Origin of the sequence: Bradyrhizobium sp. SRL28 (genome assembly GCF_018596315.1) — a bacterium.
GTDB lineage: Bacteria > Pseudomonadota > Alphaproteobacteria > Rhizobiales > Xanthobacteraceae > Bradyrhizobium.
In genome coordinates, this window is sequence record NZ_JAHEAG010000008.1 from 88653 (window position 1) to 103179 (window position 14527).

Sequence of the window (14527 nt, forward strand, 5' to 3'; positions counted from 1 at the left end):
AACAAACAAAAGCAGGGAGAGAACGGATGACGGATTTGCGCGCGCCGCGCTTGCGGGGATGCTTCTGCTGTGGCCCATCAAGTCCGTCACTCTCCAACCCAAGCCGGCGCGGCTTCGTGCTCGGTGCCGGCGCGCTGGCGTTGACGACGGCGGCAGGTATCAGCCGGGCAACGGCACAAACCGCCGACACAAAGCCGTTCCGGATTGACGTCCACCATCATCTGTCGCCGCCGACCTTTGTGACCGCGTCGAACGACGGCGGCTTCGGCGATCCCCTGATGAAGAACTGGACCATCGAGAAATCGCTCGCTGATATGGACAAGGCCGGCATCGCAACCGCGATGCTGTCCGTCACCACGCCCGCGGTCAATTTCACCAAGGGCGATCTGGCGCGAAAGCTCTGCCGCGAGTCGAATGAATATGCCGCGAAACTGGTCGCGGATTATCCCGCGCGGTTCGGCAATTTCGCGATGCTGCCGCTCACCGACACCGAAGGCAGCCTGCGCGAACTGACGTATGCGCTCGACACGCTCAAGGCCGACGGCATCGCCTTGATGACGAGCTACGGCGACAAGTGGCTCGGCGATCCGCTGTTCCTTCCGATCATGGAAGAACTCAATCGCCGCAAGGCGCTGGTCTACACCCATCCGACGGCGGCGAATTGCTGTGTGAACCTGGCGCCGACGCAGCCACCCGTCATGATCGAGTTCGGCACCGACACGACACGCACCATCGCCGACATCGTCTTCTCCGGCAATGCGCGGCGGTTTCCCGACATCCGCTGGATCTTCTCGCATGCGGGCGGGACCATGCCGTTCCTGATCGAGCGCTTCGTCCGTCATCCGCTGCTGGCGCCAAAGGCCAAGGAGACGGTGCCCGACGGCACGCTCACCGAGTTGAAGCGTTTCTTCTACGACACCGCGCAGACCTCCAACCGCGGTGCGATGTCGGCGCTGGCGGCAATCATTCCGCCGTCGCAGATCGTGTTCGGGACGGATTTCCCGTACCGCACCGGAATCGATCACGTGAAGGGCTTGCGAGAAGCAGGTGTGTTCACCGACGAACAGATCGCGGCAATCGAGCGCGGCAATGCGCTCAAGCTGTTACCGCGGCTCGCAAGCTAGTTTGGGGAGCGGGCCGGTCCACCGGTCACCTCGTGGAGCGATCCGCCAAAAGAAAAAGACGCACCGGATGGTCCGGCACGCCTTTGATTTTGTCTCTGATCCCCGCCTTAGGCGACGACGATCGGGCCTATGTCACCACCTGCAGACGCGGACGCCGTAGGGATTCCACCAGCAGCGCGGACCAGGGCGTACATAAACCGGCCCGCCATAGAAGCCTCGGCCTCGGCCGCCATAGAAGCCACGGCCGCCTCCGCGATAGAAGCCGCGGCCACCGCCGCGAAAGCCACGGCCGCCGCCTCTGCCGCCGCCTCGCCCGCCGCGCGCCTCAGCCGATGTGGTCGTTCCGCCGACCAGAATGGCAGAGGTGCTGGCCACGTAGACGAACAACAAAGCTAACGCTGCGAGGCAGCGGGTCAGGATATTGTAGCGTTTAGCCATTCGAGAATCTCCGGGTCACTTCCAGACATCTGGACTTCGGCACTATCTCACTTAGACGTGCGACAAAGCTTTCGGTTCAGATGTGAAGACAATATTTCTACTAAGGTTCTTGCGGGCTTTCGGGACTTTATTAAGAAGGGCAGGTAAGGTCAAGTTGCAGGCGTTTTGTAGAGGATTCTTGCGTTGCGTCGTTCATCTTCCTGAATGTTTGCTGAACGCTGATGGTTGTGCGTTGCAGAATTTAGAGAGAAGCTACGGCAAAGCCACGCCAGCATCTTGATGTCGACACGATCTCCCTTTTTCAGCGCACGACGACCCCCGCCTTAACGAGTACCCATGCCCAAAAAACACACTTATGTCCTTGGCCTGAACACTTACGACCATGATGTCAGCGCCTGCCTGTTGCGCGACGGCGCCATCGCCTTTGCGATCGCCAAGGAGCGGATCACGCGGGCCAAGCACGCATCGGGCTTCTACAAAGAAGTGATCGATTATTGCCTCGAGGCCGAGGGCATCACGCTCGATGACGTCGATCTGATCGTGCGCAATTGCTACATCCTGCCGGTCCAGGAAATGGAGGAGCGGCTGGTCTATTTCGACGCGCCGGGTTTCCTTCCGGATTTCGAGCGGGGCGACGCGGCCAAGCACCCGCTGTATCTGTCGCGTCAGGACAAAGTGGTCACGATCTCCCATCACCTCGCGCACGCCTACAGCGCGTTCGCAGTGTCGCCGTTCGAGGATGGCGTCGTGATGATCGTCGATGGCGTCGGCAGCTACCGCTCCGACGTCATGGAAGCCTTTCCGGCCAGCGACACGGCGACGCCGCTCGCGCGTGAGTCGGAGAGCTACTACAAGTTCAGCGGCGCGACGCTGGAATGCCTGAAGAAGGTCTGGATGGAGCCGGATCGCGGCTTCCTCAGCGACGAATTCTACAACATGCCCGGTCTCGGCGCGCTCTACAGCCGCGCCTCGACTTACATTTTCGGCGACTGGAACAAGTGCGGCGAACTGATGGGTCTGGCACCCTATGGCCGCCGCGACCAGGTCAAGCATCTGCTCGAGCTGAACGACGGCAAGCTGGACGTGCCGCACTGGACCGCTGACTTCAAGCAGCCTTACGTGTTCGAACCCGGCAGCAACTGGGAAAAGAGCCCTGCGATGCGGCACTGGGAAGATCTCGCCTGGCGCACGCAGGACGACACCGAGAACGTGTTGCTTGCCCGCGCCCGCTGGCTGCGTGAAACCACTGGTGCAAAGAACCTCTGCATGGCCGGCGGTGTCGCGCTGAACTGCGTGGCGAACGGGCGGGTCGCCCGCGAAGCGGGTTTTGAGAATGTCTGGATCCAGCCCGCGGCGGGCGACGACGGCATTGCGATCGGCTGCGCCTATTACGGCTGGCTCGAAATCCTGAAGCAGCGCCGCGACTTCGTGATGGATCATTCCTATGTCGGCAAGCGCTACAGCGATAAGGAAGCCGCCACGGAATTGCAGAAATTCCTCGTGCGCATCCAGGTCGATGCCGTCAAGAGCGACAATGTCTGCCGTGACACCGCAAAGCTGCTCGCCGACCAGAAGGTGATCGGTTGGTTTCAGGACCGGTCGGAGTTCGGACCGCGCGCGCTCGGCAACCGCAGCCTGATCGCGGATCCGCGCAAGCCTGAGATGAAGGACATCCTCAACAGCCGCGTCAAGCACCGGCAGGCGTTCCGGCCGTTCGCGCCGATCGTGCTGGCCGAGCGCATGAAGGAAATTTTTGAAGGCGACGAAGACTCGCCCTTCATGCTGATCGCCAAGCCGGTGCGCCCCGAGTGGCGGGACAAGATTCCGGCGATCGTGCATGTCGATGGCACCGCGCGGGTGCAGACCGTGCGCGAAGAAACCAATCCGATGCTCTATCGCCTGCTGAAGGAGTTCGAGGCGCTGACCGGTGTTCCCGTGCTGATCAACACCTCATTCAACATCAAGGGCGAGCCGATCGTGGAAACGCCGCAGGATGCCGTGAACTGCTTTCTGACCACGGGCGTCGATCATCTGGTCATCCACGATACGATCGTGTCGAAGACCACCATGCACAAGGTGGTCGCCCCGCTGGTCACTATCTACGCCGACGTGCGGACGCTGGTGGCGTCGACAGCGCAGCCGGCCTGAGCGGCTGCCGGAGACCAGCCGGGAGCCGCTCAGGCGGCTTTCGGCGCCGCCGGCTTGAGCGGCTTGTCCTGCCGCTTCGACCAGGAAATGTAGTAGGCGACGACCGTCATGATCGCGATGCCGGTTATGCTGACGAGGATCTGCACGAATAGCGAGCCCGAACTCAGCGACAGTTGGAAATGTCCAACAAAGGACAGGAACACGCCGACGCAGAACACGGCAAGCGACTGCTGACCGCAGACCACCAGGGGATCGAAAATTTTCCACTCCAGGCCCGGCCATTCCTTTGGCACGAAACGGATGACCAGGATCACGATCACTACGAAGTGCAGGAAGCGATAGGGCGCAAGGTTGGTCTTGTCGTTCGGATTGAACGTCGAATACAGCCACTGCGGGAACATCTCGCCGAACGTCGGAAACTTGCCGGCCATGGTCATGACCAAAGCCAGGATCATGTAGGCGATGCAGAAATACAGTGTGATCGGCGAGTTGATGATGTGCAGATTCTTGCGGGCACCACCGAGCGCGCACCATGCGCCGAATATGAACAGCACCTGCCAGGCGAACGGATTGAAGTACCAGGTGCCGGTCGGGTAGGCGGGCAGGTTCCAGCCGGTCTGCCGCGACACCAGCCACAGCGCGATCGCGGCCACCATGGTCCAGTTGGGCTGGCGCAGCATGATCCACAACACCGGCGGAAACAGCCCCATCAGCACGATGTAGAGCGGCAGCACGTCGAGGTTGACCGGCTTGAACTTCAGGAACAGGCCCTGCCGCAGCGTTTCGGTCGCGTTGTCGATAAGGCCGGCGACGTTGAAGTCGTTGACCAGTTGGGAATCGCCAAAACGCAATGCGAGATAGCTGATCGAGGCGATATAGATCACGAACAGGATGATATGGGCGACATAGAGCTGCCAGACGCGCTTGGTCAGCCGCGTGGCGCCGACGATGAAGCCGCGTTCCAGCATCATCCGGGCATAAACGAAGGAAGCGGTATAGCCGGAAATGAAAACGAACAGGTCGGCGGCGTCGGAAAACCCGTAATTGCGGGTGGTGATCCAGTTCACGACGTTGTCTGGAATGTGGTCCAGATAGATCGCCCAGTTTGCGACCCCGCGAAACAGGTCGAGCCGGAGGTCGCGTCCTTTGTCGGGCAGGGTGGCGTTGATTTTCATGGCTGCAGTTTCGCAGTGATGCTTTCGGGAGGATGGCGCCGCAAGACGGGGTTCCGGGCGCCGGATGGCCCTAGATTGTCACAGTACGGCATAATGACTATACCGGTACGGAAATGGTACATCCGGATTTCTGGAATCACCGATCAAGTTTCCTGAAAGGTGTCTCTATACTATCCCGGCCGTTTCCACCAACCGCTACCATGTCGCATACGCTTAAGGACCCGACCATCCATGACCGCACGCATTTTTAAGCCCGCCAAAAACGCGATGCAATCGGGCAGGGCCATGACCCGGGAATGGCAGCTCGATTACGAGCCCGAGCAGCCCCGGGCGGTCGAGCCGCTGATGGGCTGGACCTCGTCGGGTGACATGAAGCAGCAGCTCACCCTGCACTTCGACACCAAGGAAGACGCGATCGCCTATTGCGAGCGCAAGGGCATTGCCTACCAGGTGATCGAGCCCAAGGATTCGGTACGCCGGCCGGCCGCCTACGCCGACAATTTCGCCTTCAAGCGCGTCGAACCCTGGACGCACTAGGCTGAACGAAGCCGGGAGTCCGGACGAGGACTACTGTGCCGGATCGGATGCCGCTGGATAGTTGGGAATCGGCAGCGGCGCGTCCTTCGCGACGCCAAGCACCGGGAAGGTCCTGATGTTGCGCACTTCAGGCATCGCGGAAAACTGCAGAAGCTGCTGGTGCATGCCCTCGACGTTTCGCGCCACGCATTTGAGCAGATAGTCGGCGTCGCCCGAAATCCGCCAGGACTGCAGGACGAGCGGCACCGCCGCGATCGATTTTTCGAACGCCTGCAGCGGAGCCTGGGCCTGGCTCTGCAACTGGATCAGGACAAAGGAAATCACCTCGTAGCCCAGGAGCGTTTCGTCGAGTGTGGCTCTGACGGCGCTGACATAGCCGCGCTCGCGAAGTGCGCGAACGCGCCGCCGGCACGGAGGCTCCGAGAGGCCGACCCGCTCAGCCAGTTCGTTGTTGCGGATACGTCCATCCCTTTGCAGCTCGGACAGTATCTTCAGGTCGATGTCGTCGAGGGGTTGGCGTTCCGTCATGGACTCCTCTTGGGCATCATCGGCGCTCCAGCCTGGCAGGCGCGGTGACGTCAGGGGAGGGCGCGCGTTTGGCTCGGGCCGGGTCAGGTGCCGCGCCGGGGGCGACGCTCGATAGCACCAGCTTTTCGTGGGCGGCGACGATGGCGTCCTTGGTGAGCCGCCCGCCGGGCCGGTACCAGGTGGTGAGGCCGGTCAACAAGGCCAGGATCGCAAATGTCGCCACTTGGACGTCTACGACCTCGAACTCGCCTTCGGCGACGCCCTCGCTGAGTATTTCCGCCAGCCGCTGCTCATAGGCGCCGCGCAGTGCCACGATCTCTTCGTAATTTTTCGGCTCCAGGCTTCGCAGCTCGGAATTGGCGATGAAGACCTCGCGCTTCCTGGTCATGTGATAGGTGACGTGAAAGGCTGTGAAGGCGCGGAGCTTGTCGACCGGCCGCTGTTTTCCCTGCAGGGCGCGATCGAGTTGGCGAAGCAATTCGTTGATGTGGTCCCGCACCAGCTCGAACAGCAATTCCTGCTTGGTCGAGATGTGGTTGTAGAGCGATCCTGACTGGATCCCGACCTCGGCGGCGAGCTGGCGCAGGCTCATGGCCGCGTAGCCGTGCTCGAAGATCAGGCGCAGCCCGGCTTTGCGGATCGCCTCCATCGTCTTGGGGCCGTGAGAACCGATCGTTCGCGCCATGGGGCCTCTGGGCATTCGCCGCCTGTGGAAACGAGCGGTCGATCGTATAATTATGGCATGAAACGATAGTGATTTCAATCATCTGTAGTCTTCATTGAATCTTGTCAGGTTCCACTTGCAGGTAAGTTAAAAAAACGTATGATCGTTTAATTCGAAGAAAAACCAAGGGTGGAATGATGGCCTCGAACAGGGCGCTGCTTCTCAACTTCGATCTCGGCGAGACCGCGGATGCGATACGCGAGACGGTGCATGCGTTTTCGCAGAACGAGATCGCGCCGCGCGCCGCCGAAATCGACCGCAGCAACCAGTTTCCGCGCGACCTCTGGCCCAAGATCGGCGCGCTCGGCCTGCACGGCATCACCGTCGAGGAGGAATATGGCGGCACCGGCCTGGGCTATCTCGAGCACTGCATCGCGGTCGAGGAAATGTCGCGGGCGTCGGCCGCGGTTGGGCTTTCCTATGGCGCGCATTCCAACCTCTGCGTCAACCAGATCCGCCGCAACGGCAATGAAACACAGAAGCGGAAATATCTGCCGAAGCTGATTTCGGGCGAACATGTCGGCTCCTTGGCGATGTCGGAGCCCGGCGCCGGAAGCGACGTGGTGTCGATGAAGACCCGCGCCGACAAAAAGGGCGACCGCTTTGTGCTGAACGGCAACAAGATGTGGATCACCAACGGACCGGTGGCGGACACGCTGGTGGTCTATGCCAAGACCGACCTCAACGCCGGTCCGCGCGGCATGACCGCCTTCATCATCGAAAAGGGCATGAAGGGATTTTCCACCGCGCAGAAACTCGACAAGCTCGGCATGCGTGGCTCCGACACCTGCGAACTGGTGTTTGAAGACTGCGAAGTCCCGGAAGAGAACGTGCTGAGCGAAGTCGGCCGCGGCGTCAACGTGTTGATGAGCGGCCTCGATTACGAACGCGCGGTGCTGGCGGCGGGGCCGATCGGCATCATGCAGGCCTGCATGGACGTGGTGCTGCCTTATGTGCACGAGCGCAAGCAGTTCGGCGAGCCGATCGGCACCTTCCAATTGGTGCAGGGCAAGATAGCCGACATGTACACCACCATGAACGCCTCGCGGGCCTATGTGTATGCGGTGGCCAAGGCCTGTGACCGCGGCGAGACCACCCGCGAGGACGCGGCCGGCGCCATTCTCTACGCGGCGGAAAAAGCCACCCAATGCGCGCTCGACGCCATCCAGCTCCTCGGCGGCAACGGTTACATCAACGACTACCCGACCGGTCGCCTGCTGCGCGACGCCAAGCTCTATGAAATCGGCGCCGGGACCAGCGAAATCCGCCGCATGCTGATTGGCCGGGAACTATTCGAAAAGACCGCCTGAACTTCACATTCCGGCCAAGATGGTACAGGCTGCATCCTCTTCGAACGTACCGTCCTGAAGCACTCCCGACGGCTCTCCAGCATCCAAAGAAACGCCGACCATGCCGCTTCATTCCACCATCGATCCTCAATCGTCCGAGTTTGCCCGCAACGCCGACGTGATGCGCGGTCTGGTAACCGAACTGCGCGAGAAGCTGAAGGTTGTCTCCGGCGGTGGTGGCGAGACGTCGCGCAAGCGGCATACCTCGCGCGGCAAGATGCTGGCGCGCGAGCGCGTCGACTTGCTGGTCGATCCCGGCACCGCCTTCCTCGAATTGTCGCCGCTCGCCGCCAACGGCCTCTATGGCGGGGACGTGCATTCCGCCAGCGTCATTACCGGGGTGGGGCGTATTTCGGGGCGCGAATGCGTCATCGTCGCCAATGATGCCACCATCAAGGGCGGCACGTACTATCCGATGACCGTGAAGAAGCATCTGCGCGCTCAGGATATCGCGCGGCAGAACAATCTGCCCTGCGTCTACATGGTCGATTCCGGCGGTGCCTTCCTGCCGATGCAGGAAGAGATCTTTCCGGACGAGCGGCATTTCGGCCGCATCTTCTACAACCAGGCGCAGATGTCCGCGCAGGGCATTCCGCAGATCGCGATCGTCATGGGCTCCTGCACCGCCGGCGGCGCCTATGTGCCGGCGATGTCGGACGAGAGCATCATCGTGCGCAACCAGGGCACGATCTTCCTCGGCGGCCCGCCGCTGGTGAAGGCCGCGACCGGCGAGGTGGTGACGGCCGAAGAACTCGGAGGCGCAGATGTGCATTCCCGGCATTCCGGCGTTACCGATCACTATGCACAGAACGATGCCCATGCGATCGGGATCGCCCGGCGGATCGTCGCCACGCTGAAGCAGCCGACACGCGCTGCGCTCAACATGCGCGAGCCGCGGGAGCCGTTGTTTCCGGCGGAGGAAATTTATGGCGTGGTCTCCGCCGACGGCCGCAAACCGTTCGATGTGCACGACATCATCGCGCGGGTTGTCGATGGCTCCGAGTTCGACGAATTCAAGAAGCTTTATGGCACGACGCTGATCTGCGGCTTTGCCCATATCTGGGGTTATCCTGTCGGCATCATCGCCAACAACGGCATCCTGTTCAGCGAGAGTTCGCTGAAGGGCGCGCATTTCATTGAGTTGTGCTGCCAGCGCAATATCCCCCTGGTGTTTCTGCAGAACATCACCGGCTTCATGGTCGGCAAGAAATACGAGGCCGGCGGCATCGCGCGCGACGGCGCCAAGCTGGTGACCGCGGTGGCGACCGCCGGCGTGCCGAAATTCACCGTCGTGATCGGCGGCTCCTACGGCGCCGGTAATTACGGCATGTGCGGGCGATCCTATAGCCCGCGCTTTCTCTGGCTGTGGCCGAATGCCCGCATCTCGGTGATGGGTGGCGAGCAGGCCTCCATGGTGCTCAGTCAAGTCCGGCGCGACAATATCGAGGCCAAGGGCGAGACGTGGTCGGCGGAAGAAGAGGAAAAATTCCGGGCGCCGATCCGCGCGCAATATGAACACCAGGGCAATCCGTATTACGCAACGGCGCGGCTGTGGGACGACGGCGTGATTGATCCCGCCGACACGCGGCTGGTACTCGGCCTTGGATTATCGGCGGCGGCGAATGCGCCGATCGAACCCACGAAATTCGGCCTGTTCAGGATGTGATGATGGACCGCTCGAAACTTTACCGGCGTTTTCGCACGCTCCTGATCGCCAACCGCGGCGAAATCGCCTGCCGCGTGATTCGCTCGGCCCACGCCATGGGCCTGCGCACCGTTGCCGTCTATTCGGAGGCGGATCGGGAAGCCATGCACGTCGCCATGGCCGACGAGGCCGTGCTGCTGGGACCGGCGCGGGCGCGCGACAGCTATCTCAATATCGAACGCGTGATCGCAGCCGCGCGGCAGACCGGCGCCGAAGCCATCCATCCCGGCTACGGCTTCCTCTCTGAAAATGCCGAGTTCGCGCAAGCCTGCCTGGATGCCGGGCTGGTGTTCGTCGGTCCGACGGCCGAGATGATGACCGCGATGGGCTCGAAGTCGGGCTCGAAAGCGCTGATGGAAAAGGCCGGCGTGCCGCTGGTGCCCGGCTATCACGGCGAGGCACAGGACGAGGCGACGCTCGCAGAATCCGCCGACAAGATCGGTTTTCCAGTGCTGGTGAAAGCGTCCGCCGGCGGCGGCGGGCGGGGCATGCGCGTGGTAAATTCGGCCGGAGAACTTGCGGCCGCGATCGTCAGCGCCAAGCGCGAGGCCAAGGCGGCGTTCGGCGACGACCGCATGCTGATCGAAAAATTCGTCCAGAACCCGCGTCACATCGAGGTCCAGATCATCGGCGACAGCCATGGCAATCTGCTCTCGCTCTGGGAGCGCGAATGCACGCTGCAGCGTCGACACCAGAAGGTGATCGAGGAAGCGCCGTCGCCGACGCTTGACGCCACGCAGCGCGAGACTGTTTGCGCTGCCGCACGCAAGGCGGCCGCTGCCGTGAACTATGTTGGCGCCGGCACCATCGAATTCGTCTCCGACGGCAAGGAAGTGTTCTTCATCGAGATGAATACCCGCCTGCAGGTCGAGCATCCCGTGACCGAGCTGATTACCGGCGTCGATCTGGTGGAATGGCAATTGCGGGTAGCGTTCGGCGAAAAGCTGCCGCTGGCGCAGGATGAGATCAGGCTGAACGGCCACGCCATCGAGGCGCGGGTCTATGCCGAAAATCCGCAGAAGAATTTTATGCCTTCGGTCGGCCGGATCAAGACCTGGCGCACGCCTGATGCCGTCGACGGCCTGCGGATCGATGCCGGCTATCGCGATGGCGATACGGTGTCGCCCTACTATGACGCTATGCTGGCCAAGGTGATCGCGTGGGCGCCGACGCGGCAGGCTGCCATCGAGCGGCTCAACCGCGGTCTGGAAGAGACTGACGTCCGTGGCATCGTCACCAACATCCCGTTCCTGTCGGCGCTCATCACGCACCCGAACGTGCGCGCCAACACCATCGACACCGGCTTCATCGAGCGCGAACTGAAGAAGCTGACGGAAGCCTCAAGCGCCCTCGGCGATCTCGAGCTTTGCGCCGCGGTGGCTGCGATCGTCGTCGAGGAGCAGAAGGCCGCGCGCCGGGAAGCGCATTCGCCGTGGCAAACCTTCGGCTGGATGCCGGTCGGGCAGCGGCAACGGGTCTTTTCGTTCCGACAGGGGCAGGGCGCCGAAATCAAGGTGACGCTGCGCTATGGCAACGGAGCATCGACAGTATCGTTCGGCAAACACCAGTTCGTGTTCGCAACCTCACCTGCCGAGAGCGGTGGCTTCGACCTGACGATCGACGGCATGAAATCGCGCGTTACCTCCGTGATCGAGGGCCATGAGCTTTACCTGCGCACCCGCAACGGCCGCTTCGACCTGCACTGGGTCGATCCGTTCGGCGGCGAGACTGAGGAGCAGGTCGGCGAGGACAAGATCGTGGCGCCGTTGCCGGGCACTGTGGTCGCGCTATTGGCCGAAGAGGGCGCAACGCTGGAGAAGGGCGCTGCGATCCTCACGCTGGAAGTCATGAAGATGGAGCAGACCCTGCGCGCGCCCTTTGCGGGCGTGTTGAAGAAGATCAAGTGCAAGGTCGGCGATATCGTCGGTGAAGGCGTCGAGCTTGCCGAAATCGAACCGGCGGCGTCATGAGCGATCGCGTCTACATCGTCGAAGTCGGCCCGCGCGATGGGCTGCAGAACGAGAAGACCCCGATCAGCGTCGCTGATCGGATCGCTTTCGTCGAGGCGCTGATCGGTGCGGGCCTTCATACCGTCGAGGTCGGCGCCTTCGTCTCGCCCAAGGCGATCCCGCAGATGGTGGGCTCGGCCGAGGTCCTGCGCGGCGTCAGCCATCACGTGAATTGTGAACTGCCGGTGCTGGTGCCGAACGAGAAGGGCTACGAGGCATCACAGGCTGCAGGCGCCAAACTGATCGCGGTGTTCGCCGCGGCGTCGGAGAGTTTTTCCCGCGCCAACATCAATTGCTCGATCGCAGAATCGATCGACCGTTTCAAGCCGGTGCTCGCCCGCGCCAAGGCTGACGGCGTCAGGGTGCGCGGCTATATCTCCACCGTGCTCGGCTGCCCCTATGAGGGCGAGATCAAGCCGCAGGCGGTGGTCGATGTCGCAAAAGTGCTGTGGGAGCTCGGCTGTTACGAAATTTCCCTCGGCGACACCATCGGCGTCGGTACGCCCCTGAAGGCGCGGCACCTGTTGCGCGCGGTGGCCGGCCATGTGCCGATGCCTAAGCTCGCGATGCATTTCCACGACACCTATGGGCAGGCGCTCGCCAACCTCTATGCCGGGATGGAGGAGGGCTGCCGCGTAATCGATTCCGCCGCCGGCGGCCTTGGCGGTTGCCCCTACGCCCCCGGCGCGACGGGGAACGTCGCGACCGAAGACGTGGTCTACATGCTCGAGGGCATGGGCATTGCGACCGGGGTCGATATGCCCAAGCTCGTCACGGCGACCAACGTGGTAAGCGGGCTGATCGGCCGTCCGCCGGTCAGCCGCGTGGCGGCAGCGTTGAACGCGAAGATGCGGGCCGGCAAGTAGACCGATAAATTCCGTTGTTTGCCGGAGTAGCTATTTCGTCGAACGACGGGCTCCGAGCGGCCAATCGTAGCCGGACATCGGCCGGCAATTCTGCTATATAATCAGTTCGCTTTCCCCGAGCTTGGGGGTGCCTCTTGAGCGGCGAGCACGTAGAGCGCCGGTTGGCAGCTATTTTGGCGGCGGATGTCGCGGGCTCTTGCCGCTTAATTGGGATCGACGAAGAAGGCACGCTGGCGCAACTGAAAGCAATCAGAAAGACGATCTTCGATCCAAAAGTCGCTGAGCGTCACGGACGCATCGTCAAGAATACAGGGGACGGCGCCCTCGTTGAGTTCGCCAGCGTCGTCGATGCCGTCCGATGCGCCGACGAAATCCAGCGCAGCATGGCGGAGCAAAATACCGATGTGCCGCAGGACAAGCGGATCGAATTTCGCATCGGCATTCACGTCGGTGATATTATCATCGCAGACGATGATATCTTTGGTGATGGGGTCAATATCGCGGTGCGTCTCGAAGGGGTCGCAGAACCGGGCGGGATTTGCATTTCCGACGATGCCCGCCGGCAGATTCGGGGCAAGGTTGAGAGCACCTTGGAGGATATGGGTTCGCAATCCTTGAAGAATATTGCCGAACCGATGCGGGCTTGGCGCGTGCGCATCGGCCCAAGCTCCTCGCCGGCAACAAAACCGCCGACCGAGACTGCGCGGCCCCTCGCGCTCCCGGACAAACCCTCCATCGCGGTACTGCCGTTTGAGAACATGAGCGGCGATCCAGAACAGGATTATTTCGCCGACGGCATGGTGGAAGACATCATCACGGGACTGTCGCGTTTAAAGTCCCTGTTCGTCATCGCGCGACAATCCACCTTTACGTACAAAGGCAAAGCGGTCGATATCAAGCAAGTCGGACGTGAACTTGGCGTTCGCTACGTGCTTGAGGGCAGTGTGCGCAAGGTTGGGAATCGCGTCCGCATCACCGGACAGCTCATCGATGCCGCAACAGGAGTGCATCTCTGGGCGGATCGGTTCGACAGCCTGCTTGAAGATATTTTCGATCTGCAGGATCGGGTGACGAGCAGCGTGATCGGCGCAATCGCTCCTCAACTGCAGCGCGCCGAGATCGAGCGCGCACAGCGCAAACCGACCGGAAACCTTCAGGCTTACGACTACTATCTTCGCGCGCTCGCCAGCTTTTATAAATTCACCAGAGAAGCGCACCTTGAAGCCCTCACGCTCGCGGAAATTGCCTGCGATATGGATCCCGAGTTCGCCGCAGCGTACGCACTCGGCGCTCGTTGCTATCTACAAAGGAAAGCTTTCGGCTGGAGCTCCGATGCCTCTCAGGAACGAGTTGAAGCCCGGCGTCTCGCGAGGCGGGCGATCGAACTCGATCAGGACGATCCATCGGTGCTTGCACCGGCCGGACATGCGCTCGCTTTCGTAGTGGGCGAGGTCGAGGAAGGCGCGGCGCTCCTCTCGCGGGCGATAAATCTAGATCCAAATCAGGCTATCGCGCGACATTGGAGGGGGTGGGTCCACCTTTTTTCCGGGGAAATTGACGCCGCGATCGAGCAATTCCAAGTCGCGCTGCGTTTGAGCCCGCTGGATCCATCGATCTTCACTGCCCAGACCGGGATGGCTTATGCTCATTTTCTCGCTGGCCGCAATGAGGAGGCCTCATCGTGGGCGACAGCCGCCATCAGACAGCAGCCCAAATTTATGCCCGCACAATGCATTCTGGCGGCATGCCATGCGATGTCTGGACAGGTTGAGGAAGCACGAGAGGCCGGTGTGCGCGCAATGCAACTAGACCCAACCCTACGCATTTCCGGAATCAAGAACTCGGCGCCATATCGTCGAGCTGAAGATATCGAAAAATTGGCGCAGGCTTTCCGGATCGCTGGTGTGCCGGAATGACTGGCACA

Annotated in this window: 12 protein-coding genes; 8 read left to right on the forward strand and 4 right to left on the reverse strand. The window is 61.7% G+C overall.

Annotation, left to right across the window (positions count from 1 at the left end):
- Positions 1-26 precede the first annotated feature (26 nt).
- Positions 27-1124: an amidohydrolase family protein gene (locus KIP88_RS19040; protein WP_214489485.1), complete on the forward strand. Its 1098-nt coding sequence runs from the start codon at positions 27-29 to the stop codon at positions 1122-1124.
- 132 nt (positions 1125-1256) lie between these two features.
- Here KIP88_RS19040 and KIP88_RS19045 read toward each other — a convergent pair whose 3' ends face one another.
- Complete coding sequence (locus KIP88_RS19045; RefSeq protein ID WP_214489486.1) at positions 1257-1562, reverse strand: hypothetical protein; 306 nt, start codon at positions 1560-1562, stop codon at positions 1257-1259.
- Between the two features lie 336 nt (positions 1563-1898).
- Here KIP88_RS19045 and KIP88_RS19050 point away from each other — a divergent pair, with 336 nt between their 5' ends.
- Complete coding sequence (locus KIP88_RS19050; RefSeq protein WP_214489487.1) at positions 1899-3710, forward strand: carbamoyltransferase C-terminal domain-containing protein; 1812 nt, start codon at positions 1899-1901, stop codon at positions 3708-3710.
- Positions 3711-3739: 29 nt separating this feature from the next.
- On the opposite strand, the gene KIP88_RS19055 is transcribed toward KIP88_RS19050, so the two are convergent.
- Positions 3740-4885, reverse strand: a complete 1146-nt coding sequence (locus tag KIP88_RS19055; protein ID WP_214489488.1) for an OpgC domain-containing protein — start codon at positions 4883-4885, stop codon at positions 3740-3742.
- A 231-nt stretch (positions 4886-5116) separates the two neighbouring features.
- Between KIP88_RS19055 and KIP88_RS19060 the strand changes: the two genes are divergently transcribed.
- Positions 5117-5422, forward strand: a complete 306-nt coding sequence (locus KIP88_RS19060; protein ID WP_214489489.1) for an ETC complex I subunit — start codon at positions 5117-5119, stop codon at positions 5420-5422.
- 30 nt (positions 5423-5452) lie between these two features.
- On the opposite strand, the gene KIP88_RS19065 is transcribed toward KIP88_RS19060, so the two are convergent.
- Complete coding sequence (locus KIP88_RS19065; protein ID WP_214489490.1) at positions 5453-5950, reverse strand: Lrp/AsnC family transcriptional regulator; 498 nt, start codon at positions 5948-5950, stop codon at positions 5453-5455.
- Positions 5951-5966: 16 nt separating this feature from the next.
- Positions 5967-6635, reverse strand: a complete 669-nt coding sequence (locus KIP88_RS19070; protein WP_214489491.1) for a TetR/AcrR family transcriptional regulator — start codon at positions 6633-6635, stop codon at positions 5967-5969.
- A gap of 176 nt (positions 6636-6811) precedes the next feature.
- Here KIP88_RS19070 and KIP88_RS19075 point away from each other — a divergent pair, with 176 nt between their 5' ends.
- The 5 genes from KIP88_RS19075 (at position 6812) to KIP88_RS19095 (ending at position 14519) form a co-directional block, all read left to right on the forward strand.
- Positions 6812-7984 (forward strand): isovaleryl-CoA dehydrogenase, encoded by a 1173-nt coding sequence (locus KIP88_RS19075; protein WP_214489492.1) that lies wholly within the window; start codon positions 6812-6814, stop codon positions 7982-7984.
- A gap of 100 nt (positions 7985-8084) precedes the next feature.
- Positions 8085-9689: a carboxyl transferase domain-containing protein gene (locus KIP88_RS19080; protein ID WP_214489493.1), complete on the forward strand. Its 1605-nt coding sequence runs from the start codon at positions 8085-8087 to the stop codon at positions 9687-9689.
- A gap of 2 nt (positions 9690-9691) precedes the next feature.
- Positions 9692-11698, forward strand: coding sequence for an acetyl/propionyl/methylcrotonyl-CoA carboxylase subunit alpha (locus KIP88_RS19085; protein ID WP_214489494.1), 2007 nt, complete (start codon positions 9692-9694; stop codon positions 11696-11698).
- Positions 11695-12603 (forward strand): hydroxymethylglutaryl-CoA lyase, encoded by a 909-nt coding sequence (locus KIP88_RS19090; protein ID WP_214489495.1) that lies wholly within the window; start codon positions 11695-11697, stop codon positions 12601-12603. The genes KIP88_RS19085 and KIP88_RS19090 overlap by 4 nt, the downstream gene beginning before the upstream one ends.
- Before the next feature lie 134 nt (positions 12604-12737).
- Positions 12738-14519, forward strand: a complete 1782-nt coding sequence (locus KIP88_RS19095; RefSeq protein ID WP_249790869.1) for an adenylate/guanylate cyclase domain-containing protein — start codon at positions 12738-12740, stop codon at positions 14517-14519.
- The last annotated feature ends 8 nt before the right edge of the window (positions 14520-14527 follow it).